The 24,464-nt window shown below is 61.6% G+C and carries 28 protein-coding genes; 17 read left to right on the top strand and 11 right to left on the bottom strand.

What is annotated here, in order from left to right; genetic code table 11:
* Positions 1 to 91: 91 nt before the first annotated feature.
* Positions 92 to 937, bottom strand: a complete 846-nt coding sequence (locus ACN19L_RS01105) for an SDR family oxidoreductase (RefSeq protein ID WP_426491713.1) — start codon at positions 935 to 937, stop codon at positions 92 to 94.
* Between the two features lie 80 nt (positions 938 to 1,017).
* Between ACN19L_RS01105 and ACN19L_RS01100 the strand changes: the two genes are divergently transcribed.
* Positions 1,018 to 1,440: a winged helix-turn-helix transcriptional regulator gene (locus ACN19L_RS01100; RefSeq protein ID WP_426491712.1), complete on the top strand. Its 423-nt coding sequence runs from the start codon at positions 1,018 to 1,020 to the stop codon at positions 1,438 to 1,440.
* A 64-nt stretch (positions 1,441 to 1,504) separates the two neighbouring features.
* Positions 1,505 to 3,295, top strand: coding sequence for an ABC transporter ATP-binding protein (locus ACN19L_RS01095; RefSeq protein ID WP_426491711.1), 1,791 nt, complete (start codon positions 1,505 to 1,507; stop codon positions 3,293 to 3,295).
* Positions 3,296 to 3,411: 116 nt separating this feature from the next.
* Here the strand turns inward: ACN19L_RS01095 and ACN19L_RS01090 are convergent, their stop codons facing one another.
* Positions 3,412 to 5,427, bottom strand: coding sequence for a T9SS type A sorting domain-containing protein (locus ACN19L_RS01090; RefSeq protein WP_426491710.1), 2,016 nt, complete (start codon positions 5,425 to 5,427; stop codon positions 3,412 to 3,414).
* Positions 5,428 to 5,673: 246 nt separating this feature from the next.
* Between ACN19L_RS01090 and ACN19L_RS01085 the strand changes: the two genes are divergently transcribed.
* The 3 genes from ACN19L_RS01085 to ACN19L_RS01075 all read left to right on the top strand — a co-directional run bounded on the left by ACN19L_RS01085 (position 5,674) and on the right by ACN19L_RS01075 (position 8,345).
* Positions 5,674 to 6,564 carry a membrane-binding protein gene (locus ACN19L_RS01085; protein ID WP_426491709.1) on the top strand — a complete coding sequence of 297 codons (891 nt, stop codon included), beginning with the start codon at positions 5,674 to 5,676 and terminating at the stop codon, positions 6,562 to 6,564.
* Positions 6,565 to 6,706: 142 nt separating this feature from the next.
* Positions 6,707 to 7,525, top strand: a complete 819-nt coding sequence (gene mutM / locus ACN19L_RS01080; protein WP_426491708.1) for a DNA-formamidopyrimidine glycosylase — start codon at positions 6,707 to 6,709, stop codon at positions 7,523 to 7,525.
* 316 nt (positions 7,526 to 7,841) lie between these two features.
* Positions 7,842 to 8,345 carry a DUF5004 domain-containing protein gene (locus tag ACN19L_RS01075; protein WP_426491707.1) on the top strand — a complete coding sequence of 168 codons (504 nt, stop codon included), beginning with the start codon at positions 7,842 to 7,844 and terminating at the stop codon, positions 8,343 to 8,345.
* 97 nt (positions 8,346 to 8,442) lie between these two features.
* Here the strand turns inward: ACN19L_RS01075 and ACN19L_RS01070 are convergent, their stop codons facing one another.
* Genes ACN19L_RS01070 through ACN19L_RS01055 form a run of 4 tightly spaced genes read right to left on the bottom strand, consistent with a single transcriptional unit; the run spans position 8,443 to position 10,670 of the window.
* Positions 8,443 to 8,727: a hypothetical protein gene (locus tag ACN19L_RS01070; protein ID WP_426491706.1), complete on the bottom strand. Its 285-nt coding sequence runs from the start codon at positions 8,725 to 8,727 to the stop codon at positions 8,443 to 8,445.
* 19 nt (positions 8,728 to 8,746) lie between these two features.
* Entirely contained in the window at positions 8,747 to 8,926 is a 180-nt protein-coding gene (locus ACN19L_RS01065) for a hypothetical protein (RefSeq protein ID WP_426491705.1), read from the bottom strand.
* Between the two features lie 37 nt (positions 8,927 to 8,963).
* The gene (locus tag ACN19L_RS01060; protein WP_426491704.1) at positions 8,964 to 9,260 is read right to left on the bottom strand and encodes a hypothetical protein; all 297 of its coding nucleotides are present in this window, start codon (positions 9,258 to 9,260) and stop codon (positions 8,964 to 8,966) included.
* Between the two features lie 9 nt (positions 9,261 to 9,269).
* Positions 9,270 to 10,670, bottom strand: a complete 1,401-nt coding sequence (locus ACN19L_RS01055; RefSeq protein WP_426491703.1) for a radical SAM protein — start codon at positions 10,668 to 10,670, stop codon at positions 9,270 to 9,272.
* 167 nt (positions 10,671 to 10,837) lie between these two features.
* Here ACN19L_RS01055 and ACN19L_RS01050 point away from each other — a divergent pair, with 167 nt between their 5' ends.
* Positions 10,838 to 11,707, top strand: coding sequence for a hypothetical protein (locus ACN19L_RS01050; RefSeq protein ID WP_426491702.1), 870 nt, complete (start codon positions 10,838 to 10,840; stop codon positions 11,705 to 11,707).
* A 181-nt stretch (positions 11,708 to 11,888) separates the two neighbouring features.
* Here the strand turns inward: ACN19L_RS01050 and ACN19L_RS01045 are convergent, their stop codons facing one another.
* The gene (locus ACN19L_RS01045) at positions 11,889 to 12,014 is read right to left on the bottom strand and encodes a hypothetical protein (protein ID WP_426491701.1); all 126 of its coding nucleotides are present in this window, start codon (positions 12,012 to 12,014) and stop codon (positions 11,889 to 11,891) included.
* Between the two features lie 9 nt (positions 12,015 to 12,023).
* Between ACN19L_RS01045 and ACN19L_RS01040 the strand changes: the two genes are divergently transcribed.
* The gene (locus tag ACN19L_RS01040) at positions 12,024 to 12,302 is read left to right on the top strand and encodes a hypothetical protein (protein ID WP_426491700.1); all 279 of its coding nucleotides are present in this window, start codon (positions 12,024 to 12,026) and stop codon (positions 12,300 to 12,302) included.
* On the opposite strand, the gene ACN19L_RS01035 is transcribed toward ACN19L_RS01040, so the two are convergent.
* Together ACN19L_RS01035 and ACN19L_RS01030 are read right to left on the bottom strand one after the other, a co-directional pair.
* Positions 12,259 to 13,041, bottom strand: a complete 783-nt coding sequence (locus tag ACN19L_RS01035; protein WP_426491699.1) for a prolipoprotein diacylglyceryl transferase — start codon at positions 13,039 to 13,041, stop codon at positions 12,259 to 12,261. The genes ACN19L_RS01040 and ACN19L_RS01035 overlap by 44 nt on opposite strands.
* 252 nt (positions 13,042 to 13,293) lie before the next feature.
* Entirely contained in the window at positions 13,294 to 14,322 is a 1,029-nt protein-coding gene (locus ACN19L_RS01030) for an SDR family NAD(P)-dependent oxidoreductase (protein ID WP_426491698.1), read from the bottom strand.
* A 220-nt stretch (positions 14,323 to 14,542) separates the two neighbouring features.
* Between ACN19L_RS01030 and ACN19L_RS01025 the strand changes: the two genes are divergently transcribed.
* The gene (locus ACN19L_RS01025; protein ID WP_426491697.1) at positions 14,543 to 15,013 is read left to right on the top strand and encodes a hypothetical protein; all 471 of its coding nucleotides are present in this window, start codon (positions 14,543 to 14,545) and stop codon (positions 15,011 to 15,013) included.
* Positions 15,014 to 15,112: 99 nt separating this feature from the next.
* On the opposite strand, the gene ACN19L_RS01020 is transcribed toward ACN19L_RS01025, so the two are convergent.
* Together ACN19L_RS01020 and ACN19L_RS01015 are read right to left on the bottom strand one after the other, a co-directional pair.
* On the bottom strand, positions 15,113 to 15,883 hold the full coding sequence (locus ACN19L_RS01020) for a sulfite exporter TauE/SafE family protein (RefSeq protein ID WP_426491696.1): 771 nt from the start codon (positions 15,881 to 15,883) through the stop codon (positions 15,113 to 15,115).
* An 89-nt stretch (positions 15,884 to 15,972) separates the two neighbouring features.
* Entirely contained in the window at positions 15,973 to 17,259 is a 1,287-nt protein-coding gene (locus ACN19L_RS01015) for a cation:proton antiporter (RefSeq protein WP_426491695.1), read from the bottom strand.
* 191 nt (positions 17,260 to 17,450) lie between these two features.
* Here ACN19L_RS01015 and ACN19L_RS01010 point away from each other — a divergent pair, with 191 nt between their 5' ends.
* The 9 genes from ACN19L_RS01010 (at position 17,451) to ACN19L_RS00970 (ending at position 24,287) form a co-directional block, all read left to right on the top strand.
* Positions 17,451 to 17,768 (top strand): ArsR/SmtB family transcription factor, encoded by a 318-nt coding sequence (locus tag ACN19L_RS01010; protein WP_426491694.1) that lies wholly within the window; start codon positions 17,451 to 17,453, stop codon positions 17,766 to 17,768.
* Positions 17,769 to 17,829: 61 nt separating this feature from the next.
* Entirely contained in the window at positions 17,830 to 18,633 is an 804-nt protein-coding gene (locus ACN19L_RS01005) for a sulfite exporter TauE/SafE family protein (protein WP_426491693.1), read from the top strand.
* Positions 18,634 to 18,698: 65 nt separating this feature from the next.
* Complete coding sequence (locus ACN19L_RS01000) at positions 18,699 to 20,036, top strand: MBL fold metallo-hydrolase (protein WP_426491692.1); 1,338 nt, start codon at positions 18,699 to 18,701, stop codon at positions 20,034 to 20,036.
* A gap of 22 nt (positions 20,037 to 20,058) precedes the next feature.
* A complete protein-coding gene (locus ACN19L_RS00995; RefSeq protein ID WP_426491691.1) occupies positions 20,059 to 20,397 on the top strand; it encodes a rhodanese-like domain-containing protein in 339 nt (112 codons plus the stop codon).
* 97 nt (positions 20,398 to 20,494) lie between these two features.
* On the top strand, positions 20,495 to 21,133 hold the full coding sequence (locus ACN19L_RS00990; protein ID WP_426491690.1) for a class I SAM-dependent methyltransferase: 639 nt from the start codon (positions 20,495 to 20,497) through the stop codon (positions 21,131 to 21,133).
* Between the two features lie 15 nt (positions 21,134 to 21,148).
* Positions 21,149 to 21,715, top strand: coding sequence for a YeeE/YedE family protein (locus ACN19L_RS00985; RefSeq protein ID WP_426491689.1), 567 nt, complete (start codon positions 21,149 to 21,151; stop codon positions 21,713 to 21,715).
* Between the two features lie 257 nt (positions 21,716 to 21,972).
* Positions 21,973 to 22,383 carry a DUF6691 family protein gene (locus ACN19L_RS00980; protein ID WP_426491688.1) on the top strand — a complete coding sequence of 137 codons (411 nt, stop codon included), beginning with the start codon at positions 21,973 to 21,975 and terminating at the stop codon, positions 22,381 to 22,383.
* Between the two features lie 43 nt (positions 22,384 to 22,426).
* Positions 22,427 to 23,074, top strand: coding sequence for a CatB-related O-acetyltransferase (locus ACN19L_RS00975; protein ID WP_426491687.1), 648 nt, complete (start codon positions 22,427 to 22,429; stop codon positions 23,072 to 23,074).
* A 148-nt stretch (positions 23,075 to 23,222) separates the two neighbouring features.
* Positions 23,223 to 24,287: an LLM class flavin-dependent oxidoreductase gene (locus ACN19L_RS00970; protein ID WP_426491686.1), complete on the top strand. Its 1,065-nt coding sequence runs from the start codon at positions 23,223 to 23,225 to the stop codon at positions 24,285 to 24,287.
* Positions 24,288 to 24,464 lie beyond the last annotated feature (177 nt).

Here is a 24,464-nt window from a genome sequence, read left to right as displayed (position 1 = left end):
CTTCACAGCCACAGACGCCCGCTAGGAAAAAGCCCGCCGCCAATTTGTTGGCAGCGGGCTTTACGGTGATTTAACCTGACCTTCTATCTGGTTACTTGAGGGCCGCGGCTACGGCCGTGGACAGCGGCGTGGTGGGGCGGCCAATCAGCCGGGAGAGGTGGCGGCTGTCGTCGAACAAGGCACCTTCGGCGGCATCTGCATCCCAGCTCGCAATGCCGTGGGCGAAGCCTTCGGGCACGCCGAAGCTGGCCAGCGCGGCGGCGTAGTCGGCCACGGGCAGGTTGCGGTAGGGAATGTCCTTACCGGTCTGCCGCGAAATTTCGGCGGCCAGGTCCGGCAGCGTGTAGGCTTCGTCGCCGGCCAGCTCGTAGGTTTTGCCTTCGTGGCCTTCACTGGTTAGCACAGCCACGGCGGCATCGGCAAAATCGGCGCGGGTGGCCGAGGAAATTTTACCGTTTTGGGCACTGCCGATAAAAGCCCCACCGGCCACGGCACCGCCTACCGAGCCCGTGTAGTTTTCGGTGTACCAGCCGTTGCGGAGCAGCGTGTACGCTATGCCCGAGGCCTTCAGCTCGGCCTCGGTGGCCCGGTGCTCATCAGCCAGGCTTAGCGGTGAGGTATCGGCGTGCAGCACGCTGGTATAGATGATGTGCTGCACCCCGGCCTGCCTGGCAGCTTCGATGACGTTGTGGTGCTGCTCGGCCCGCTTACCTACTTCGCTGGAGGAAATCAGCAGCAGCTTATCTACGCCAGCCAGGGCAGTGCTGAGCGTGGCGGGCTGCCCGTAATCGGCTTCGCGCACTTCCACGCCCAGGTCGGCGGCTTTGGCGGGGTTGCGCACCAGCGCCACCACTTCGTGGGCGGGTATGCGGGTTTTCAGCTTTTCAACTACCAGGCGGCCCAACTGGCCGGTGGCTCCGGTAACGGCAATTTTCATGGGTTTCATCGGTTACGTGAGGAACGCCGCAAAAGTATGTGCTATACTTACGTAAAGTAAGTACGTACAAAAAGGTAAGTATGAAAAAAGATAAATTACCTCCTGCTCTGGAAGCCGCTACGCTAACGGAAAAGATGCGGCGCGGCGACCTGCTCTCGGCCGCCTGTCCCTCGCGCACGGTGATGAAGCACGTGACCAGTCGCTGGGGCGTGCTGGTGCTGCTGGTGCTGGAGGGCGAAACCCGCCGCTTCAGCGAGCTGCGCCGGCTGATTGGGGGCGTAAGTGAGCGGATGCTGGCCCAGACCCTGCAGTGGCTGGAGGCCGATGGCCTAGTGCACCGCGTGGCTTTCGAGGTAGTGCCCCCGCACGTGGAATACAGCCTTACGCCATTGGGCCAGCAGGCCGCCCAGCACGTGCGCCGTCTCGCTGACTGGATTGAGAGTAGCGTACCCGCCATTGTCCAGCACTGGAATAAGTCCTCCGTCGATAAACTCCCCGTTTAGCGCCTCCCGAAAACTTTCCGGGGGCTTTGCGGCTTGTGTGCTCTCTCCTCTCTCTTTGCTGCTCATGAAATTACTCTACAGCTACCTTCGGAACTACTGGGGGCTGCTGGCGCTGGCGTTATTGCTGGCGGCCATCAACCAGGTATTTTCCCTGCTCGACCCCTACATTCTGGGCAAAATCATTGACCGGTACGTGTCGCCGAAGCTGAAAAGTGGCTTACACCCATCGTTCTGGGAGTTTCTGACGGGCGGCGCGGGCTGGCTGGTGCTGCAGGCGCTGGGCGTGGCGATGGTGTCGCGCATTGCCAAGAACTTCCAGGATTACTACACCAACGTCATCACCCAACGGCTGGGAGCCGCGTTGTACTCTGACGGCCTGCGGCACTCCCTGGAGCTGCCCTACCAAGTGTTTGAGGACCAACGCTCGGGCGAAACCCTGGGCAAGCTCCAAAAGGTGCGCACCGATGTGGAGAAGCTCATTCAGAGCTTTATCAACGTGCTGTTTATCTCCCTGGTGGGCATCATTTTCGTGACGTGGTACGCCCTGAGCGTGTACTGGCCCATTGCACTCGTGTATTTCCTCACCATTCCGCTGCTGGCCACGCTGAGCTTTTTTCTGAGCAAGCGCATCAAGGTGATTCAGAAAACCATTGTGGCCGAAACCACGGCCCTGGCCGGCTCTACCACCGAAAGCCTGCGCAACATTGAGCTGATCAAAAGCCTGGGGCTGGCCCAGCAGGAAACCCAGCGGCTGAACGCCACCACCGGAAAAATTCTGAAGCTGGAGCTGAAAAAGGTGCGCTACCTCCGCTCCCTATCGTTTGTGCAGGGCACGTTTGTAAACCTGATGCGCAACGTGATTCTGCTGATGCTGGTGTTTCTGGTGGTGCAGGGCATCATTGAGCCAGGCAAGTTCATCACGTTCTTCTTCTACTCCTTCGCCATTTTCGGGCCGCTGCAGGAATTGGGCACCATCATCAACATCTACCGCGAAACGGAGGCTTCCCTGGCCAACTACCAGCAGATTCTGGATACGCCGAAGGAGGTAAAGCCGGCTCATCCCAAAAACATCGGCCAGATCCAAACGCTGGAGTTCGACGACGTGCACTTCCAGCACCTCACGGCCGCTTCCCCCGCCCTCGATGGCATCAGTTTCCGGACCGAGCTGGGCCAGACCATTGCCTTCGTGGGCCCCTCGGGCTCGGGCAAAACCACGCTGGTGAAGCTCTTGGTGGGCCTGTATCCGCCGGAGCGGGGCCGCATCCTGTACAACGGCATTCCCGGCCCCGAGCTGGACCTCGATGCCCTGCGCGAGCAGATTGGCTTCGTGACGCAGGATACCCAGCTGTTTGCGGGCACCATCCGGGAAAACCTGCGCTTCGTGGCCCCCACGGCCACCGACGAGCAGTGCCTGCGCGCCCTGCGCCAGGCCGCCGCCGACTCCCTGCTGGCCCGCGCCCCGCTGGGCCTGGATACCGTAATTGGCGAAGGGGGCGTGAAGGTATCAGGGGGCGAGAAACAGCGCCTGAGCATTGCCCGGGCTTTGTTGCGCCATCCCACGCTGCTGGTATTTGATGAGGCCACCTCGGCGCTGGATTCGCTTACGGAGGAGGAAATCAGCCAGACGGTGCGGGAGCTGTCCGGCTCCCGGCAGCATATTACCATCCTCATTGCCCACCGCCTCAGCACCATCCTGCACGCCGACCGGATTTTTGTACTGGAGCGCGGCCACGTGGCCGAAGCCGGCCGCCACGAAGAGCTACTGGCCCAAGGCGGCCTGTACTACGCCATGTGGCGCCAGCAAATCGGGGAGCGGCCCCAGGCCCTGATTCGCCCGAAAGGACAGCTGGCTTAGGCTGTAGCGCGAATCCGCTGCTTTTCTCAAGACGGTGACTGCACAGTTTGCCAACCAAAAAGCCGCCGGCCCGAAGCGTTTCGGACCGGCGGCTTTTGCATAACCACGCAACAGAGCTACTGCCTCACCACCCTGGTACGAGCCACTTGCCCGCTGGCCGCGCGCCATTCCAGCAGGTACACTCCCGGCCGCAAAGCCGTAGCCGGCAGCTCTGCCCCGGTTTGCCCAGCCGGTACTGGCTGCTCCTGCACCAGCTGACCCGCCAGGTTGTAGAGGCGCAGCGTGGCGGCTTCGGCGGCGGGCAAAGCCACCCGCAGCTCCGTCCCGAACGGGTTGGGGTAAGCCGTCAGTTCGCCGGTCCCGGCTACATGGGCCGTTACCACGGCGGAGTAGTGCACGGATCCGTCTTCGTCCTGCTGCCGCAGCCGGTAGTAGCGCAGCCCGGCCACGGTCCGGTAGTCCAGATACTCGTAGGTGCGGGCGGTGGTGGAGTTGCCGGCGGCGGGCTGCCGTTGCAGCTCCTGCCACTCACCGGCCGGGTTCAGGGAAGTTTCCACCGCGAAGAAGGCACTATTTATTTCCGCCGCCGTCTGCCAGCGCAGCCGTACGCCCCCGCTCACCCGCTCGGCGCCGAAACTCACCAGCGTAACGGGCAAAGCCGACGCCAGCCGCACGTACACGGGGTTGCCGCAGCGCGGGGCGCTCAGGCTGAAGTCGATTTCGGCATTGCCGCCGGCCACGTCGTTGGTGGGGTTGAGCACCCGGTTCTGGGTGTTGGCCGCAATAGCGTAGTGCATCACCGCGCCGGGCTTGATGATATGGCCCAGCTGAATTCCGTGCCCCTGCTCGTGCAGGGCTACCGTTTCAAAATCCGTTTGTCCGCCGGTGGGCGCGGCCGGGCCGTACTGCCAGTTCCGCTCCCCATCAAAGATATAATCAGTGCCCGCCAGCACCCAGCTAATGCCACCCGCGCCGTTGGAACAGCCGGAATAGTAGGAGTACGTGACGCCCAGCACCCCGGTCGGCAGCTCGGTGGCATCATCGAAACTCACCACGTTCACGTTGTCGTTGGCCACGTTGGAGTTGATGGTGGTGGTACCAGCCGCCAGCTTGCGGTTGGCCCCTACCCCGTTCCGCCAGGTGGTCAGGGCCCGCTCAAAGGAAGCGGCGGCGGCGGTATTGGCCGCAAAATTCTGGTTGTACGTGAGCGTGTAGCCACCGGCTCCATCCCGGCTCACCAGCGCAATGGGAGCGGAAGCCCCATCGTATTCGAGGTTGGTCAGGGAATAATTCACCGTTAGCTCGGTGCTGCTCAGGCTGCTTTCCGACGTGCCGTTGGTAACCAGCAGCCGGCCCGTCCCCGCCGGCCCCGCTCCGCCCACCGTCACGGAAGGCACCCGCACCTGGATTTCGGTATCCGACCAGCTCAGGTACTCCCCGGCCAGCGGCGACACGAACGAGGTTCCGCCGTTGTTGGCGTTGCTGAAGCCCACCGTACCGCTGCCCCGCGTGGCCCCGAAGCCCGAACCGGTAATCGTCAGCACCGATTGGGTACCAGCCGTGACGGTTGTGGGGCTGAAATCATCAATAAGCGGTGCGGCGGCTGGCCGGGCCGCCCGGCTCAACCGGGCCAGCAGAGCTTCATTCGGCTGGATTTCGCGGTATGGTTTCCCGGTCTGGGCCTGCAGCACGGGGTACAGGTCCAGTGGAATGGATGCGTAGCGCCGGAATGGGTCGGCGGCGGTGGCGGTGGTCAGGTCCAGCCGGATCAGGCCCTGGGGGCCGGCCGCCAGCCGGTACCGGCCGGGCTGGCCGGGGTCAGGCTGCAGCAGGAAGATGGCCTGTTCGCCGGCGGCCAGCGTGGGCGCATTGGACACCTCCTCCCGGCGCATGCCTACGGTACCGCCTTCGGTTACCAGCAGCAGTTTCCCGGCCGGCAGCGCGCCCCGGAATACTTTAAATACGTCCAGCTCGTTAAGGGTGATGATGTGGGGGCCGGTGTCCTGGCTGCGCACGGCCTGCACCCGCGCCTCCACCACCAGCGGCGCTTCCTGCAGCCGTTGCGCCCACGACAGTGGCTCCAGCAAACAGGCCTCCTGGGCCTGCGTTGCGCCTGCCAGGGTCAGTACCAACCCAAGCGCGCCAAGCCCAACCTGCAGGAACCTTTTCCGGGACAATTGTGTTTTTTCCATGTAACTCAGAAATTTTCCCACGTTCTTTCTTCCTCTTCCACTCGCTAAGCCAGCGTATATCTGCGGCAGCGAATATACAATAATTTTGCGTAGTACTCCTCCAGCGGGCCAAAGCTACGAAACTGACAGCTCAGTATTTCCGGCAAGGTAATTGCCTATCACTACTCACACAAAAGGTACTTTTCCATGAACCACTCACGCTTTTTCCGCCGCTTTGCAGGTCTGGTACTTGCCGGGTGGCTTGTTATAACCGGATCAGCTGAAGCGCAGTCTGCTTCTACCGGCCAGCGCGACGTACTGCGCGAAATTACCGATGTAGTAGGGTTGAAACCCCGCTTTCAGCTGCGCGCTACTTCCGAGGTGCAGAACGCCGCCGCCGTGGTGTATGGGGGGCAGCGCTACCTGCTGTACAACCCCCGGTTTGTAGCCGCCGTGAACCGGGCCGGCCGCACCGACTGGGCAGGCATCAGCATTCTGGCCCATGAAATGGGTCATCACCTGAATGGACATACGTTGCGGGCCGGGGGCTCCAATCCGGCCGATGAGTTGGAAGCTGATGAATTCTCGGGCTTCGTGCTGCGGAAAATGGGGGCCAGTATGGCTGAGGCCCAGGCTGGTATGGCTGTCGTTTCCGACGATGAAGCCTCCCCGACTCACCCTGGCCGCAGCACCCGGCTTACTGCCATCAGCGACGGATGGCTACGGGCCAATCAGCAGATTGTAGCCACCTCCCGCACGGCGGCTCCTTCGGCTACTCCGGCCGTGCTGGCCAACCGCACCACTGCGCCCGTGCGCACAGTGGCGGCTACCTCGGCGGCTCCGGTGAGCGTGCTGGGCAAAATCACCTTCCGCGACAACCCCCATGAGGACTATTACCTCACCAACCGGCTGAGCGTGGTGCGTTTCGACGCTGGGGCCCAAACGGCCCAGGTGGTGGGCCGCCTCACCCGCTCCGAGAGCGTGAACTACCCCTACGTACTGGTGGATGGGCGGCAGCGCCGCCTATACGTTAGCCGGACCGGCAGCATCTTCGATACCAACGGCCGACAGGTAGCCTCCCTCTCCGACCCCTCCTAGCACCTATATATCCCCCACCACGACAGCCGGCTTCCCACAAGGGAGGCCGGCTGTCGTGGTTAATAGTTACGGATGGCGCGCTAACCCTTGGGCTTCCCGTCCCGTTGAGCTTATCATCCGTCTATCGTACCTGCTCTCCCTGATGCCTGAATTACCCGAAGTCGAAACTTACCGCCGCTTTCTGGATGAGCTGGTGGTGGGCGAAACCATCACCGCTTTTGAAGTGCTGGATGCCCACGTACTGGCCATGGAGGCCGCCACGCTGCAAACTGCCCTGGTCGGTCAAACCATTACGCGCACTTCCCGCCTCGGTAAAAACTGCTTTCTACACCTTGCCGACGGTCGGGTGCTGGTACTGCACTTCGGCATGACCGGCGACGTGGGTGCCTACCGCGACGTGGCCGATATGCCGCGTTTCACGCGGGTGGCCCTGCACCTGGGCTCGGGGCTGCGCGTGGCGTTTATTGACCCGCGCAAGTTCGGCCGCATCCGGCTGGCCGATGGCGTAGCGCAGTACCAGCAGGCCAAAAAGCTGGGTCCCGATGCGCTGGATATTACGGTAGACCAGTTGCAAACTGCCCTGGGCAAGCGCAAAACCCTGATTAAGCCCTTGCTGCTGGACCAGCGGCTGGCGGCGGGCCTGGGCAACTGGATTGTGGATGAGGTGCTGTTTCAAGCCAAAATTCATCCGGAGCGCGTGGCGTCGTCGCTGATGCCGGCGGAGGTTGGGCGTATCCACAGCGCCATGGGGCTGGTGTTGCGCACGGCCATTCAGCACGAGGCCAATTACCGGCATTTTCCGGCTAGTTTTCTGATCCATGCGCGCGAATGGGATGATTCCGCGACTCCCGGCACTGACAAACACCATTACTGTCCTCGGCACCCGCGCACTAAAATTGTAAAAACCTATGTAGGCGGACGGGCCACCTACACCTGTCCCAAGTGTCAGCCAGCACCTTAGTATCTGAATAATACCATTATACATTCAACTACCCCGCAACTACTGCTGTTGCGGGGTATTTCATTTTTTATATAATTTATCGGCATATAATCAAGAAAATGCGCCTATTATAGTACTTCTCAGATACATCATTGGAAGATACGACCAAATTAGACAACCCCCTGAACCACTACGATTTATAATTAGTTAGATTTGCACACCGGCAGTCGAAGGCAGCCGATGTAGTAGAGAAGTTGGACGTTTAATTGTGAGGCACATGCCGCAGATGTACTACGCCGCCGAGCGTGTTGTTGCACATTCACCAAAATCCGTTTTCATGAAGAAACTGCCCGTATTCCTGAGCTTGTTGGCAAGCACCCTCGTGTTTGCATCGTGCGAGAAAGAAATTGAGGAGATAAAAGATCCCGCCCAGGAAGTGGCAGCTGCCGCTGCAAATGCCCAATCAAAACCGGAGCTGTTGGCCTCCGGCCCCTGGCACTTGGCCAGCCTCACACTGGCCAGTACCGCCCCAGGGGCAACGGCTGCTCCCGCCGTTGATATTTTACCCCGCATGAAGGCCGCCCAGCGCGACAATCTGCACACCTTTAAAGCAGATGGTGGCTACGTACTTGATGAAGCTCAGCTAAAAGCTCATCCGGATGCCCCTCAGCAGATTACCGGTTCCTGGAAGCTGGCCGGCGACTCCTTGACGGTAAGCCAGCCCGATGTTACCCGCCATTTCTTCGTGGAAGAGCTTACTACTACCACTCTGCGCGTAAAGCTCACGCAGAAAGGTGAGCAGGGCGCTGCCACCACCTACACGTCCGTATTCTCGCGCTAAGCGCCTCCCTGATTTCCGCCACCGTTCAAGCAAACTGCCCCGCTGATACCAGCGGGGCAGTTTGCGTTAGCCAGCTCCTACAGGCAACCTGCAAGGACTACATCTGGCCCATTCCACCGAGCATGAACATGGCCGCACACGAGCCAAACCCAATGAGGAAAACCAGCAAAGCACTTAGAAAATAAGCAGCGGCTCCCCGTTTCAAGTGCACGAAGCCCAGCACGATATTAACCAGTGCCAATCCCAGGTACACCACTCCAAACACGATTATTGAAGCTCCATCAGTGTAAGGGGCCAACAGCCCCAGCACCAGTGCCACCCCAAGGATAGCCAGTACGTTGTTGCGCAGAATGCGGGGCGTGGCAGGACGGTCGGGTTGCATCGGGGTATCGGGATTAAGACTACTGTGGGTGCAGTCGGCAATGAGTTACGCAGTCACCGAAGCCAATCAAGCCAATCAGCAGGGCCGCCAGCAGGTATACGGCGGTTACCGAGCCCCGGTGGTGCAACAGGGCATCTGCGCCCAGTACTAGGTTAACTCCCGATATCAGAGAGGCGGCAGTTGCTGGTAGCCACTTCATACGGGTTGGCTTTTTGGTTGACGTCAGGTAGCTCCGTTCAGTGCATGCTGCCCAGGCGCAGATGCGTGGCGCAGTCGCCGAAGCCGATGACAAATACCAGCAGCGCCGCCAGCAGAAACCCAATACCGGTTTTGCTCCGTCCACTCACCAGGCAGCCAATAAAAAACAGCCCGTTCAGGTAAGCCAGCACAAAGAGCAGCATGAAAATACCCTCGTCGCCGCCGGTGAACAGCTGCCGGCCAGGGTGCAAGGCCAGCACTATCCCCAGGTTGATGAGCAGAACACGACCGATGTAATGCCTGGGGGCAGGCGTGGGTTGCGTTGGTTGTTCCATGGACAATGACTACAGCACCGGAATATCCCGCAGCACTTCCAGCTGCTGCTGTTTCTGCTCGTCGCGGTAGAGCAGGTTCATGGTTTCGAAGGGGATAATCTTGAGGTCTTTGCTCACGATGTGCACGCAGGACTTCTTGATGGCCCGCACGTCGAAGTTCCAGGCATCCATGAACTGCAGGATGATGATGCGGAACAGGTTATCGTAACCCAGATTGGGGGCCTGCACCTGCGGGAGGCAGCACAGCAGCTGGTTCATTTCGGGCAGCACGGTATCCACGGTGTTGGCCGTACTAAACAGCTTGAGCAGGTGCTGGCGCAGGCGCGGGTCCCGCTCGTACACGATGGTGTTGCCGGTGCTCTGCAGCAGGTCGGCGGGGTCGACGTAGCGGGTCAGCGGGAACACCTCCCCATCCAGCTTGAGGGCGTAGGCCATGGCCAGCGCATCGGGGTTGCAGGGCACGGGCAGCAGGTCTTCGGCCGTGAACACCGGGCTCTGGTCGATGATGCCCTGGCGCACCTCGGTGAGGCTAAGGCGGTCGGTGGCGGGGTCGAAGTGCTCGAGGCGGCCGGCGGCCTGGGTGGGCTGGAACGTGACGCCGCGCACGCACTTCTGCTTCAGGGCGAAGTCGATGATTTCGCCCATTTCGTCGTCGTTGAGGCCTTTCTGCAGCGTGACTACCAGCGTGGTGCTGAGGTTGTGCTTGTTGAGGTGCTCCAGGGCCTGGAGGCGCACATCGCGCAAATCGCGCCCGCGCAGGCTTTCCAGGACTTCTTTCCGGAACGAATCGAACTGCAGGTACACCTCAAAGGCCCCGGCGTAGGTAGCCAGGCGGGCCACAAACTCCTCGTCCTTGGCCAGGCGCACGCCGTTGGTGTTCACCATCAGGTGCTTGATGGGCTTGCGCTTGCACATATTCAGAATTTCCCAGAACTGCGGGTGCAGGGTGGGCTCTCCGCCGGATATCTGCACCACGTCGGGCTCCCCCTCGTTTTCCACCAGCACGTCTACCATGGCTTCCACTTCGGCCAGGGTGCGGTGCCGGCCGTGCAGGGGGCTGCTTTCGGCGTAGCAGGTGGGGCAGGTAAGGTTGCAGCGGTCCGTAATTTCGATGACGGTGAGGCACGAGTGCTGCTCGTGGTCGGTGCAGAGGCCGCAGTCGTAGGGGCAGCCGTAGTGGGTGGCGGTGTTGAAGCGGCGGGGCGTTTCGCTGGGCTTCACGTAGTTGCGGATGCTCTTGTAGTACTCCACGTCGGTGGCAATGAGCACGCGCTGGCGGCCGTGCTCGGGGCAGCGTTTGAGCATGTACACGTTGTCATCCTCGAACACAATTTTGGCTTCCACCCGCCGCAGGCAGTGGGGGCACAGGCTCAGGGTGAAGTCGTAGTAGGTATAGGGCCGTTCGGGCATATCCGGGCAGGGTGAGGTAGCAGGGAAAGGATGCGGGCGGAAGGTCTGATAAATTTTCAGAATTCCTGCTACCCGCCCCGGGTGGCCCGGGCAGCAACCAAACTCAACCGTTTGCGGTATCATACCGCCTCCCGCTTCACTTTTCTCCCTTCACCTTACCCCCTCCGATGGAAACCAAGTCGCCCTGGGAGGCCGCGTTGTATTCCGTGGACCCTTCCCTGCGCTATATGATCTGGCTGTACGAAATGCCTACCTGGCTGCTGGCCCTGCTGATTGTGGGCCTGACCGTTGTGGTGTCTTTGCTGGGGCTCTACGTTACGCACCGGCGGCTGCACTCCAGCCGCATGGCCGCGCTTATCGACAACGGCACCGTGGGCTGGTTTTTCTCGGGTGTTACCGTGCTGTACGGCCTCACGCTGGGCCTGCTCACGGTGGCCACCTGGCAGAACTACTCCGATGCCTCGGGCATTGCCTCCCAGGAAGCCGCCCAGCTGGCCGTGCTCTACCGCGACCTGAGCGGTTACCCCGACAGCGTGGGCCCACCCCTGCAACGCGAGCTGCGCGAGTACACCGAGTTCATTGTGGAAAAATCGTGGCCGGCCCAGCGCCGGGGTATGGCCAATGACACCGAGCGGGCCGTGCTGACGGATTTTCAGCTGAAGCTGCTGCGTACCAACGTGAACAGCCCCGCCCAGCAGGTGCTGCACGGCGAGGCCATCGGCACCTTCAACCGGCTGGTGGAGCTGCGGCGGCAGCGCATCGAAAGCATTGGCAACGGCGTGCCGGGAGTGTTATGGGCGGTAGTGCTGCTGGGGGCCGTCGTCACCATTGCGTTTTCCTATTGTTTCGTGGTGGAAAATCTACGTTTTCACGCCCTGCTCACCGGTATGCTGGCCCTCATGGTAGGCCTGATGATCTTCCTGATTGTGGCCCTGGACCACCCCTACCTGGGCGACGTGAGCGTAACGCCCGACGTGTACCAGGTGGTGCTGGACAAGGTGATGGTGCCCCTCAAAGCCCTGCCCAAAGCACCGTAAAGCCCACCGGCCGGAAGGCAGTATCCTGAAAGCCTGACCACCGGCCCCGACGGCAAATCATGCATTGCCCGCGGCGACACCAAGCGCTTTGTGCAGCCGGTGTAGCGCTCCGGCGCACCCACCCGGGCGAGGTGCAACTGCCCGCCCCGGAAACCTCGTTTTCGGGGCGGGCAGTTGCACTTCAGGGGGTTTCCCAATACTCCTTTACCTGGCGCTGCTGCTGCTCGGTGAGGTGCAGCCGGGAGCTGAGGGCGGCCCACTGCGGATGCGGGTACTTCCGAATAGCCGCCTGCAGGCATTCCTGCATCCAGGCCCGATGCCCCTGTTCGGGCAGTTGAAAAACCTGCTCGAACAGGGCTACCGTTTCGGCACGTGGGTAGCGGGCCAGCCCAAGCCCACTGTGTTGGCGCGGCCCATGCGGGAGTGCCGCGCCTTTGCCAGCCCGGCCCACGTGGCCGCCGACAGCCGCTGCGCCCGGCAGGCCGGAGCCAGCAGGAGTACCCCTGCCAGCACCAGTATCATCCGATACACGTTCATCGCGCCCCCTTCCATCAGACCAGCTGCCCGGCGGCTTCAGCAGTTCGCCGCCGGGTAAGCCGCCAGTCGCGGGCCCAGAGCCAGGCGTAGTAGCCCAGGCCGGCCACGCAGGCCCACTGGATGGCAGTGAGGCCCCAGCCGGCCGGCGCGGGCGTGGGTTTGAGGAACTCTACCAGCAGCCGGAACACAAGGTAGCCCACCATAAAAAACCGGAACCGCCAGCCGTTGGGCAGCGGGCCCCGCCGCTCCGTAAGCCACAGCAGGGCCGCCAGCAGCAGCAGCCACCCCATTTCGTAGAGGTTGGTGGGGTGGCGCGGCACGCCGTCGCCAAAGTTGATGGCCCAGGGCAGCGTGGTAGCCGTGCCGAAGGTACCATCCTCCAGGCCCGAGAAGTGGCAGCCCAGCCGCCCGATGCACATGCCCAGGATGACGGGGTACACCATCAAATCACCGCTGGAGGTGGTGACGCCGAGGCGTTTCTTGGTCAGCTCCACTCCTACCAGCCCGCCCAGCAGGCCGCCCACAATGGTTTTGTTGGTGAAGTAGTACAGCCAGCCGCCGGGTGGGTGCAGCAGCAGTTCCGGGTGTTCCAGCAGCCCCAGCACCCGCGAGCCCAGCAGCGCCCCGGCCGCACAGCCCACAAAAATCCAGAGGCGGTTTTCCTCCGAAATTGGGTCGTGGGTGCGGCGGCGCAGGTGCTGGTACACCCGAAACCCGAGGCTGTAGGCCAGCACCTCCAGCACCAGATGCACCGGCAACGCCAGCGGCCCCAGAGTAAGATGAACGGGATAAGTCAACGAAAAGCGGATTGAGTGCAGAAGGAATAAACCCAGCGGTAATGATAGAAAAAACCCGCCAGCCTACACTTCGCCCACAGCCGCATCATACCAGAACGTTGTGCAGAGGCCGGGGGCCGAAGCATCCCGCCTGCTGACATCTGGATACCTCCACAACATCAGCACGCAAGATGCCTCGGCCTCTGGCCTCTGCACTCTGCACAACGCTCGGTTACACACCTAACCACCCAACCACCTATCTACCCAGCCAACTCACTGCTCGTTATTCTGCCCTTCGGCGTGGCGGGTAAGGGCGGTGAGGGGAGAGTGGGTCAGGGATGATTCGGACTCGTAGCCAAAGCGCCGCTCGTTGCCCAGCTGCCGCTCGGTGGGGCCGGGCAGGGCCCGGTTGGCCCAGCTGAGCAAATCGGCGGTGGTGCCGGGCAGCAGGCCGTGGAAGCCCGCCAGCAGCTTGGCCGGCAGTCCCAGAATCACCTCGGCGTCGCCGCGGCGGCAGGCGTTCCAGATTTCGCGCCCGGCCCGCTCCGCATCCATGGAAATGGCCGGCAGCGAATCGGCAATGCTGAACCAAGCGTACTCCTTTTGGTGCTGGCCTTTGATGGTAGCGTTGCGGGGGCTGCCCGTGCGCATCAGGCCGGGGCACACGGTGGTTACCCGGATGCCATACTGCAACAGCTCGGCCCGGAAGCCTTCGGAAAGGCCCACTAAGGCAAACTTACCGGCGCTGTACGGCACCAGATGGGGCACGGCCACCTTGCCGCCCACCGAGGCAATATTCACAATGCGGCCTTCGCCCCGGCGACGCATATCCGGCAATACGGCCTGCATGGCATGCAGCGGGGCCCAGAAATGCACTTTCAGCGAATCCTCGTAGTCGCGCACCTCCATGTGGTCGAGGGCTCCCACGCTGATAACCCCGGCGTTGTTGATGAGCACATCAATGGCGCCCAGGCGCTGCTGCACTTCGGCTACCAGGGTGCGCACTTCGGTGGCTTCGGTCAGGTCGCGGGCCAGGGCCAGCACCTCGGCTCCGTCTTCGGCCAGCTCTTGGCGGGCCCGCTCCAGTTCTTCGGCGTCGCGGGCGCAGATGGCCACGCGGGCCCCCTCGGCCACCGCCTGCCGGGCCAGAATCAGGCCCAGCCCCCGCGAGCCGCCCGTGATGAGTACTACCCGACCAGCCAAATCATACGAGCCGCGGCGGTGCACGTAGAGCGTAGCGGCCAGCAAACCAATAGCGCTGGCAGCGGCCACCAGCAGGGAGTTGCGCGTATCGGACTTCATACCAAGAAGGATTAGGGGAAGGACTGCAGTGTTGTAAGGGAATGCCCGCGGAAAGGTTACGCCGTATATATCCGGCCTAACGAATATTTTTCTGCTGGCCGGGAAATAGAACCGCCCGTTCAGGCGTTGTGGCAGTCAGTTTCCCAAAAACTGGCACCATCTTTACTGTTGCAAACCCACCCCGGCAATTGTCGCCGGGTTCGTTTTTGTTGCTTTCCCTATGAAGATTTCTCTGCTAGTGGCTCTACTCGCGCTGACTGCTGCTCCTGCGGCGCTAGCCCAAACGGCCCCTCGCCCCAAACCTGCCAGCAAGCCTGCCGCATCTGCCAGCCGCCCGGCGGCACCCGTCCTCAATGAGCAGCAAATTGCGGCTCGGGCTAATGGCCTTACAGACAATATGCAAAAGGCCTTGGGCCTGAATCCACAGCAAATTGAGAAGGTGCGCCAGATTAACCTGATCAGCGTACGGGGCGTGGAAACTGCCCGCCAAACCTATCGCCAGGACGTGCGCAAGATGGCCGCCGTGGTGGACGACATCGGGCAGTCGCGCCTCGAAATGCTGAAAGAAACCCTAACTCCCGCTCAGTTTGATAAGTACCAGCGGAAACGGGAAGAGAAAATGGGCGTTCCGAATACGCAAGGTGCCCAGGGCACTGCCGCTCCTGGCCTGCCCAACCGCTACGAGGAATAGCGACACCTCACCAGAAGGCCGCATCTTTTAAACAGATAGCCCCTGACGATATTTCTCGTCAGGGGCTATCTGTTTAAAAGATGCGCAGAGTTTCCGCATTCAGGGAGCTACCATCTGCCAGCTCAGCTTCAGAATGAAAGCACTGACCACTACCAGAAACAGCCCGCGCACAAAGCCGGTGCCGTGGCGCAGGGCCAGATGAGCGCCCAGCGTGGAGCCGATGATATTACTGACGGCCATGGGCACGGCGGCAGCCCATAGAATCTGGCCGGTGTAGGCGAAGTAAGCCAGGGCCGCCAGGTTCGTGGCAATATTCACCAGTTTGGCCGAGGCGGAGGACGTAAGAAAATCGTAGCCAAACAGCCCCACGAAGGCAAACAGCAGAAACGAGCCTGTTCCCGGCCCGAAAAACCCATCGTAGAACCCGATGATCATGCCCACCAGTGCGCCATACAGCGGCTCCCGCCGGGGCGGCAGTCGGGGCGCGTGCAACGAGCCAAAATCCTTACGCCAGAAGGTGTACACGGCAATTACCACCAGCAGCCCCAGCACCAGTTTCGGCAGCAGTTCCTGGGGCAACTGGCTTACCACCCGCGCCCCCAGAAACGAGAACACGCCCGCCACCACGGCCGCGGGAGTCACCGCCTGCCACTGAATGGGCACCTGCCCTGCGTAGCGCCGGAACGCCGCCGCCGTACCCAGCAGAGACGACACCTTGCCCGTACCAAGAATGGTGGGAGTGGGTGTACCTTTCAGCAAGAGCAGCATGGCAGGCAGCTGAATCAGGCCGCCACCGCCCACAATGGCATCCACCAGCCCCGCCAGAAAGGCCGCCCCGCACAAAAAACCCAGCGTCAACGTCGAAATCATATGGCCGCGAAGATAGGGCCCTGACATTCCCGGTAGGGCAGTTCCAGGGCTTTTCTTTCTCTACTGGGCACACGCCCGGTGGCCCGCGCCTACTTACCCGGGGCAGCCCCGGAATGATCGGCTACCGGGCCGCCGGGAGCCTCCCGGGGCCGGGGTGGACCGAAAAACAACTGGTAGAATCCCAGAATACGGCGCTTCTCCAGCAAAAAGAACAGCACCGTGCACAGCACTGTGGTAGCCACAATTACGGCGAAGGTGATGGTCTGGATAGTGGCTCCACCGGGCATACCGCGCTGGGCGGGCAGCGTGGCCAGCACCGCCGCCCCCAATCCTTTGGGAATCATAATGCTCATGAGGGCCATATCGAACTGCGGGGTGGTTTTATCGGCGGCGGCCAGCACCACCGGAATACGTACTACAAACAGTACCAGCGCCATGCCCACGCCCAGCGCAATCAGTTCCGGATCATCGAGCACGATGGACAGGCCCACGTACACGAAGAAGAACGTACGCAGCAGAAACACGATTTCGGCGAAGAAATCCTTTTCCACGGTGGTCAGCTCCACCGTCTGGTCGGGCAGTACCGGGCGCAGCCAGCCCCGGCGCAGCAGGGGTAAGTTGCCCAGTGTAATGCTGAAAAACAGCACCGCAATGGGGCCGCTGAATTGTAGCAGTTCCACTACCCCATACAGGATAAAGGCAAAGGCCGGCGTTGAGAAGCGGGTTTTCAGCAGCGTGGGCACCTTGCTCAGCAGCGTCAGCCACACGTAGCCGCCACCGGCCCCGGCCAGCAGCGCCCCCACCAATGCCACCAGCAGCTGACTAAACAAGCCGGCCACGTTCAGGGTAGCACCCGTGGAAAAGCTGATGAGAGCAATGGGAATGCCCAGCGTGTACACGTCGCTGAAAGCCGATTCCATGACCAGCGTGGTGGTCGTCTGGGGCAGAATGTGTACCTCCCGGGCCAGCGTGGTGACTACCGCCGACGAGGTGCCGCCCAATATGGTGCCCAGAATCAGAGAGCTGAGAAAATCCAGGTCAGTCAGCCATTGGGCCAGCGCCGACACCACCAGTGCCGTCACGATGAAATTAAGCGTGGTAAGGGCCGCCGTGCCGCGCAGGGCCGAGCGCAACTGGTTAAAGCGTACCTCCAGCCCGCTCTCAAACAGAATGAATACCAGCACCAGGTTGGTGAATACCCGCCCTGCCCGCCCGAAAGCGGTGGGGTCAATCAGGTGAAATACCGGCCCCAGCAGCATACCCACCAACAGCAGGCCTACCACATCGGGCACTTTGGTACGCTGAAATAGCTGGGCTAGGTAGTGCCCCAGAAAAATCAGGAACCCAATAAGGATGATCAGTAACGGAGTCGTCATGCGAGCGAAAGCGCGGTACCGGGTGTGGCGGCACGAGCATCTGCCCTACGGCAACCGCCGCCGCCCACCCCACCGGCGGCCCAATATAGCGGCCAGGTCGGCCCCACTGGCAATAAACTATTCGGGCACCGGAACCAAAGTAACTACCCGGCTTGTATACATGAACAAATGATCATACATTTGCATACCGTATGGCACCGCTCCCCGCTCCCGTTGAAATGAACCTGTCCATCGAAAAGATGGAGAAGGTGGCTTTTATCCTCAAAACCACGGCCCACCCCACCCGCATTGCTATTGTGCAGCTGCTGGCGGCCCAGGAAAGCCTGTCGGTAAACGACATTAGTGAGCGGCTGCACATTGAGCAGAGCCTGGCCTCCCACCACCTCTCAGGCATGAAGCTGAAAGGTATTCTGAGCAGCTCCCGCGACGGCAAAAACGTGTTTTACTCCCTGAAAATGCGCGAAGTGGTGGATGTGATTCAGTGCATTGCCGCGTGCACATTCCTGTAGCGGACTTTTTTTTGCCGCAACACATGAACAATCATTCATAACTACATACGTTCAGTTTTTCATGTTACACGCTGCCGGATACCTCGCTGCTGTTTTTATTGGCCTTTCCCTGGGCATTCTGGGTGGGGGCGGCTCCATCCTGACGGTACCCGTGCTGGTGTACCTAATGGGCGTGAGTCCGGTGCTGAGTACGGCCTACTCTCTGTTTGTAGTGGGCACCACTTCGGTGGTGGGGGCCTCGGGCTACTTTCGCAAGGGGCTGGTGTCGCTGAAAACGGCGCTGGTGTTTTTGCTGCCCTCGTTGGCGGCGGTATTTGCGGTGCGGCGGCTGGTGGTACCGGCCATTCCGGCGGAGTTGTTTACGGTGGGCGGGCTGGTGGTTACCAAAGATCTGCTGGTGCTGGTGGCCTTTGCCGGGCTGATGGTGGTAGCCGCTGCTTCCATGATCCGGCGCCGGGGGCCGGAAATGCCGCTGCCCCCTGACAGGCAACTGCCCTTCAACTACCCGCTGGTATTGGGCATTGGGCTGGTGGTGGGCACGCTCACGGGCTTTGTAGGGGCGGGCGGCGGCTTCCTGATTATTCCGGCCCTGGTGCTGGGCGCCCGCCTGCCCATGAAGCTGGCCGTGGGTACGTCCCTGGTCATTATTGCCCTGAATTCCCTGATTGGCTTCATTGGCGACCTGAGCGCGGGGACGCCGGTTGCCTGGCCGTTTCTGCTGGGGTTTCTGGCGTTTGCCCTGGCGGGCATCGTGGCGGGCACCTCCCTGGCCCGCTTCATTCCCGGCGACAGGCTCCGGCCGGCTTTCGGGTGGTTTACGCTGGCCATGGGCACATTTATTCTGGTGCGGGAGCTGGTTTTGTAAACGTTTTGCGGACCTGCTCCGGCAGTTTCGGCATTATTCATTTTCCTCTCTAGTTGCTTTCTGTCATGAAAATCGAGCAGTTTGAAGACAAGGGCCTGGCCCATTTTTCCTACGCCATTCTGAGCGAGTGCGCCCGCGAAATTGTGCTCATTGACCCGGCCCGCGACCCGCAGCCGTACTACGATTTTGCCCGGGCCCACGAGGCGCGCATCGTGGCTGTTATCGAAACGCACCCGCACGCTGATTTCGTGAGCAGCCACCGGGAAATTGCCCAGACAACCGGGGCCACCATCCGGATTAGCAAGCTCGTGGGGGCCGATTATCCGCACCGCGCATTTGACGAGGGCGACTCGTTCAGCAGCGGCAAGCTCACCTTCCGGGCCCTGAATACGCCTGGCCACTCCCCTGATTCCATCAGCATCGTGCTCAGCCGCGAGGAGCAGGACGTGGCCGTTTTTACCGGCGATACGCTGTTTATCGGCGACGTGGGCCGGCCCGACCTGCGCGAGAAGGCCGGCAACCTGAAGGCCCAGCGCGAGGACCTGGCCCGGCAGCTCTACCACTCACTGCGCGACAAGATCCTGCCCTTGGCCGATGCCGTGCTGGTGTACCCGGCCCACGGCGCGGGCAGCCTCTGCGGCAAGGCCCTGAGCGGGGCCAACAGCAGCACCATCGGCGACGAGAAATTCGGCAACCCCATGCTGCGAAAAATGAGCGAGGCGGAATTTGTGCGCGAACTGCTCCAGGACCAACCGTTTATTCCGAAGTATTTCGGTTACGATGTGGCCCTGAACAAAGCTGGTGCCCCGGCCTTTGCGGCTGGCGTGCAGCAGGTGCCGCGCCTGGGGGCTGGTGCAGCCCTGCTGCCCGGCGCGGTGGTGGTGGATGCCCGGCCCGAGGCAGAATTCAAGCAAGGCCACACCGCAGGAGCGCTTAACATTCAGCAAGGCGGCAAGTTTGAAACCTGGCTGGGCTCCATCGTCGGGCCCGAGGAGCGGTTCTATCTGATAGCCCCCGACGAAGCCACCCGGGAAGACCTGATCCGCAAAACGGCCAAAATCGGCTACGAGGCCCTGCTGCTGGGGGCAGCAGTAGGCACACCGGATTCGGCCGCTACCCTGCCGCGGCTCAATGTGGGGCTGTTCCGTCAGCACCCGGGGCAGTTCACCATCGTGGATATCCGCTCGGCCACCGAGCACCGCAACGAGCCGCTGTTTGCCGGTTCGCTCCATATTTCGCTGCCCGAGCTGCGCGAGCGGGCCCTGGAAATTCCGGCCGGTAAGCCCGTGGTAGTGCATTGCGCCGGCGGCTACCGCTCGGCGGCGGGCAGCAGCATTGTGGCTGCTGCGTTGCCCGGGGTGCCCGTTTTCGATTTGGGCGAAGCCGTCAAGTCGTTTTTTTAATTCTCGCTTTTTCTCTTGCCTGATGTTTGACTTCCTGAAACCCAAGTCCTCCGCCTACCAGAACCTGAGCCCCGAGCAGTTTGCGGAGGCCTTGCGCCAGCCCGGCGCACTGCTGCTGGATGTACGACGGCCCGATGAGTTTGCTCGCGGCCACCTCCCGGGTGCTCTCAACGTAGAGGTTACCGCCTCGGATTTTGCCCAGCGCGTGGCCACTCTCAACCCTGACCGGCCCGTGTGCGTGTACTGCCGCAGCGGAGCGCGTTCGGCCACCGCCGCCCGTCAGCTCAGCCAAGCTGGTTTCTCAACCGTAGCCCACCTGGTGGGCGGCATCCTCGACTGGCCCGGACCGCTGGTGCAGTAGCTCGGGGTAGAGACGCGACACTTTGCGTTTCGGTGCGCTTCCGGGCCGTTCACCGCATTTCTCCGCTACCAGGTTTTTCCTCATTTTCCTTTTTCAGATGGAATCTTCCGCTGCCGATAAGGCGCATTGGGAAAAGATATACACCCATAAGCAACCTCAGGAGCTAAGCTGGACGCAGCCGGTGCCTGCCACTTCCCTGCAGTTTATCGAAGCCTTCCACCTGCCCCGGGAAGCTCCGATTATTGACGTAGGCGGCGGCGACAGCCGGCTGGTGGATTACCTGCTGGCGGCCGGCTACCTCAACCTCACGGTGCTGGATATTTCCGGGGCGGCTTTGGCCCGGGCGCAGCAGCGGCTGGGCGAAGCCGCCCGGCACGTGCGCTGGCTGGAAACCGATGTGCGCGCGTTTGTGCCACCCACCCGGTATGCCCTCTGGCACGACCGGGCCGCGTTTCACTTCCTCACCACCGCCCCGGAAATAGCTCAATACCTGCAGCTGGCCCGCACGGCTGTGGTACCCGGGGGCTACCTGACGCTGGGCACATTTTCGCCGGCCGGCCCTACCCGGTGCAGTGGCCTGCCCATCCGTCAGTACAGCGAGGCCACCCTCACGGCCGAATTGCATACCGGCTTCCGGAAGCTGCGCTGCCTCACCGAGGACCACCATACCCCTTTTCACACCACCCAAAATTTTCTATTCTGCTCCTTCCAACGCCAGCCGGCTTTGGTGGCCTGACGTTCTTTTTTCCCATTGTTTATGCTTGATTTGCTTCGCCAGCCCTGGCCCTGGTACGTGGCCGGGCCGCTCATTGGCCTTACGGTCCCGGCTCTGCTGCTGCTCGGCAACAAAGCCCTGGGCATCAGTAGCTCACTACGCCACATTTGCGCCGCCTGCGTGCCCGCCGGCCTGCCCTTCCTTACCTACAACTGGCGCCAACAGGCCTGGAACCTGTGGTTTGTGCTGGGCATTACCTTGGGTGGCCTGCTGGGCTACCGCGTGCTGGGCCACCCCGAGGTTATTGCCATTTCGGCCGCCACCGTGCGCGACCTGCGGGCCGAGCTCCACCTCACCGATTTTTCCGGCCTATTGCCCCGGGAACTGTTCGCCCTGCAAAACCTGAGCAGCTGGCGCGGCTGGGTATTTATGGTGCTGGGCGGCTTCCTGGTGGGCTTCGGCACGCGCTACGCCGGCGGCTGCACCTCGGGCCACGCTATTTCGGGCCTCTCCAATCTGCAGTGGGTGTCACTGGTAGCCGTTATCGGCTTTTTTGCGGGCGGCCTGTTCATGACCTGGGTGGTATATCCGCTGTTGTTTTAGAATAGATTCTGGATACGGGATGCAGTCAGGCAAGTGAAGCTGCTTGGAAAGTCCTGTTGAAACACATATGCCCTCCTGCTGCGCCCAGCCGAAGCATCTCTACCGCTTCAGTGAACAACGCAGACAAAGCGGTTGATGCTTCGGCTGGGCGCAGCGGGACCGTCAAATGATTTTCTACGCGGCTTATGTATAGAATGCGCCAACGGTCAATTCTACACTTCTCCGTCCCTTATCATCAGGGCTACTAAGTCTCCAAAATGAAAAACTTTAAATACCTGGTGCTGGGTACGCTGTTTGGCGTTATCCTGACCAAAAGCGAAGTAGTAAGCTGGTTTCGGATTCAGGAAATGTTCCGGTTCCAGAGCTTTCATATGTACGGCGTTATCGGCTCGGCCATTATTGTCGGCATTCTGTCTATTCAGCTTATCAAACGCAACCGTCTGCGCACCATCAGTGGGGAGGCAATCAGCCTGCCCGACAAGCAGTTCAGTCATGGCGTCTGGATTGGGGGGCTGCTGTTTGGGCTGGGCTGGGCCATTACGGGGGCATGTCCGGGCCCCCTGTTTGCGCAGCTGGGCAGTGGAGTACCGGCCGCCGCCGTGATGCTTCTGGCGGCGCTGGCCGGCACCTGGACCTACAGCGCCCTGCGCGACAAGCTGCCGCAATAAACCAGCCCCCGCCGCCTACCTTTACACGCCCTTTCCCGCTGTTATGTTCGGTCCCGACCCCGCCACCCGCTACCCACTGCCCCACCACCGCAAGCTGGTATTCCTGAAAAACCTCGTGACCCGCCCTTCCATTGAGGTGGGCGACTATACCTATTACGATGACCTGGACGACCCCGCCAACTTCGAGCGGAACGTGCTTTACCACTTTGATTTTATTGGTGACCGGCTCCTCATTGGCCGGTTTTGCGCGCTGGCCTCGGGAGTGAAGTTCATCATGAACGGCGGCAACCACGAAACGGCCCCGGTGTCCACGTTTCCGTTCGCTATTTTTGGCGGGGGCTGGGAAGCCGCCATCCAGGGGCAGTCGGTGGCTGAGAAGTATCCTTCCCGGGGCGACACCGTGGTGGGGCATGATGTGTGGATAGGCCACGAAGCGACCATTATGCCGGGTGTGCACATCGGCAACGGGGCCATTGTGGCCACCAAAGCAGTAGTAACGGGCACCGTGCCGGCTTATGCCGTAGTGGCCGGCAACCCCGCCCGGGTGGTACGCTACCGGTTCGACGAGGACACCATTGCCCGCCTGGAAAAGCTGGCGTGGTGGCACTGGCCGGCCGAGAAAATCACTCGCCACCTAGCCCTGCTCACCGCCCCCATGCCCAACCTCGACGCCCTGGAGCAGGCCCGGTAGGTCTGATTCCCGCAGCCGGCAGCGCCACCCGGGCACGCCCACGCCACTCGGGAGGGTGCTGGGCCGATGCGGCAGCACAAGCTGCACAGTTCATAGCTGCCGAGAGGCGGTGGTAAACCAACCGGTCCGTTCCGTGGTTATACACGCTATGAATTCCACTGACCACACTTCCCCGATTATACAACTCAGCGTGCTCGATCAGTCGCCGGTGCCGCTGGGACGCACTCCGCGCGAAGCCTTGCAGCACACCGTAGAGCTGGCCCGCCTGACGGACCGGCTGGGCTTTGTCCGTTTCTGGGTATCAGAACACCACAACACCCGCACCCTGGCCGGTTCCGCTCCGGAGGTACTGCTGGCCCGCCTGGGAGCTGAAACCCAGCACATCCGGCTGGGCTCGGGCGGCGTAATGCTCCCCCATTACTCGGCGCTGAAGGTGGCCGAGAACTTCCGCCTGCTCGAAGCTCTCTATCCTGGCCGCATCGACCTGGGCATTGGGCGCGCTCCGGGCACCGACCGGATTACAGCCCACGCCCTCAACCCCCACAACGCTTTCCGGGACGAGGATTTTGCTGAGCAGCTAATGGATCTGCGGGCCTTTCTGCGGGACGAAGTAGTGGAGGACACCATTCATGCCAAGGTAAAGGCAGCTCCGTTTGTGGATACCGTGCCGGAAATGTGGCTTCTTAGCTCCAGCGGACAAAGCGGGTTGTTTGCGGCCCACGTGGGTGCGGCCTTCAGCTTCGCCCACTTCATCAACCCCAACGGCGGCCCCCGCATGGTGCAAACGTACCGGGAACGGTTCCGGCCCTCGCCCGAGCTGGCCGCGCCTCAGGCTAACGTGGCCACTTTCGTAGTGTGCGCCGATACGGCTGCTCACGCCCAGGCCCTGGCCGACAATCTGGCCCTGCAGATGCTCAAGCTCGAAACCGGCCAGTACACGCCCATCGAGGCCGTGGAAACGGTGAACATCGGCCACCTCTCCGCTGATTTGCAGGCCCGCCTGGCATACCATCATACCCGCATCGTGAGCGGCACGCCCGATAAGGTGAAGGCTGAGCTGGAAGCCCTGGCTGCCGCCTACGGCGTGAATGAAGTGGTAGCCGTTACCATCACCCACGACTTCGACGACCGGCTCCGCTCCTACGAGCTGCTGGCCGACGCTTTTGCCCTTTCCCGCCAGGCCACTCTGCCCCCCGTGGCCCAGTTCGTGTAATAACGCCCACCGTGGTGCCACACCTCCCGGTTATGGTCACCTTGCCACTAACCGGCGTCCGTATGCTCCACGGTACTGTCCCTGTTGAGTACTCATACACAACGCTACTGGTACACCTCGACACGCCCTGGCCCATTCGCCAGGGCGTTTTTTGTAGCCTTTTCGCCTTCAACGTAT

This window comes from Hymenobacter sp. 102, assembly GCF_049949205.1.
GTDB lineage: Bacteria > Bacteroidota > Bacteroidia > Cytophagales > Hymenobacteraceae > Hymenobacter.
Note: the sequence above shows the minus strand (reverse complement) of the source record. Positions and strands in the feature narration are given on the sequence as shown.

Coding starts and splice junctions, on each gene's coding strand:
- ACN19L_RS00980 (WP_426491688.1), top strand. CDS start 21,973: ATGAAAAACTTTAAATACCTGGTGCTGGGTACGCTGTTTGGCGTTATC.
- ACN19L_RS01025 (WP_426491697.1), top strand. CDS start 14,543: ATGAAGATTTCTCTGCTAGTGGCTCTACTCGCGCTGACTGCTGCTCCT.
- ACN19L_RS01085 (WP_426491709.1), top strand. CDS start 5,674: ATGAACCACTCACGCTTTTTCCGCCGCTTTGCAGGTCTGGTACTTGCC.
- ACN19L_RS00990 (WP_426491690.1), top strand. CDS start 20,495: ATGGAATCTTCCGCTGCCGATAAGGCGCATTGGGAAAAGATATACACC.
- ACN19L_RS01055 (WP_426491703.1), bottom strand. CDS start 10,670: ATGCCCGAACGGCCCTATACCTACTACGACTTCACCCTGAGCCTGTGC.
- ACN19L_RS01045 (WP_426491701.1), bottom strand. CDS start 12,014: ATGCAGGAATGCCTGCAGGCGGCTATTCGGAAGTACCCGCATCCGCAG.
- ACN19L_RS01070 (WP_426491706.1), bottom strand. CDS start 8,727: ATGCAACCCGACCGTCCTGCCACGCCCCGCATTCTGCGCAACAACGTA.
- ACN19L_RS01095 (WP_426491711.1), top strand. CDS start 1,505: ATGAAATTACTCTACAGCTACCTTCGGAACTACTGGGGGCTGCTGGCG.
- ACN19L_RS01075 (WP_426491707.1), top strand. CDS start 7,842: ATGAAGAAACTGCCCGTATTCCTGAGCTTGTTGGCAAGCACCCTCGTG.
- ACN19L_RS01010 (WP_426491694.1), top strand. CDS start 17,451: ATGGCACCGCTCCCCGCTCCCGTTGAAATGAACCTGTCCATCGAAAAG.
- mutM (WP_426491708.1), top strand. CDS start 6,707: ATGCCTGAATTACCCGAAGTCGAAACTTACCGCCGCTTTCTGGATGAG.
- ACN19L_RS01000 (WP_426491692.1), top strand. CDS start 18,699: ATGAAAATCGAGCAGTTTGAAGACAAGGGCCTGGCCCATTTTTCCTAC.
- ACN19L_RS01100 (WP_426491712.1), top strand. CDS start 1,018: ATGAAAAAAGATAAATTACCTCCTGCTCTGGAAGCCGCTACGCTAACG.
- ACN19L_RS01105 (WP_426491713.1), bottom strand. CDS start 937: ATGAAAATTGCCGTTACCGGAGCCACCGGCCAGTTGGGCCGCCTGGTA.
- ACN19L_RS01040 (WP_426491700.1), top strand. CDS start 12,024: ATGCCCCTGTTCGGGCAGTTGAAAAACCTGCTCGAACAGGGCTACCGT.
- ACN19L_RS00975 (WP_426491687.1), top strand. CDS start 22,427: ATGTTCGGTCCCGACCCCGCCACCCGCTACCCACTGCCCCACCACCGC.
- ACN19L_RS01065 (WP_426491705.1), bottom strand. CDS start 8,926: ATGAAGTGGCTACCAGCAACTGCCGCCTCTCTGATATCGGGAGTTAAC.
- ACN19L_RS01020 (WP_426491696.1), bottom strand. CDS start 15,883: ATGATTTCGACGTTGACGCTGGGTTTTTTGTGCGGGGCGGCCTTTCTG.
- ACN19L_RS01050 (WP_426491702.1), top strand. CDS start 10,838: ATGGAAACCAAGTCGCCCTGGGAGGCCGCGTTGTATTCCGTGGACCCT.
- ACN19L_RS00970 (WP_426491686.1), top strand. CDS start 23,223: ATGAATTCCACTGACCACACTTCCCCGATTATACAACTCAGCGTGCTC.
- ACN19L_RS01005 (WP_426491693.1), top strand. CDS start 17,830: ATGTTACACGCTGCCGGATACCTCGCTGCTGTTTTTATTGGCCTTTCC.
- ACN19L_RS01060 (WP_426491704.1), bottom strand. CDS start 9,260: ATGGAACAACCAACGCAACCCACGCCTGCCCCCAGGCATTACATCGGT.
- ACN19L_RS00995 (WP_426491691.1), top strand. CDS start 20,059: ATGTTTGACTTCCTGAAACCCAAGTCCTCCGCCTACCAGAACCTGAGC.
- ACN19L_RS01015 (WP_426491695.1), bottom strand. CDS start 17,259: ATGACGACTCCGTTACTGATCATCCTTATTGGGTTCCTGATTTTTCTG.
- ACN19L_RS01030 (WP_426491698.1), bottom strand. CDS start 14,322: ATGAAGTCCGATACGCGCAACTCCCTGCTGGTGGCCGCTGCCAGCGCT.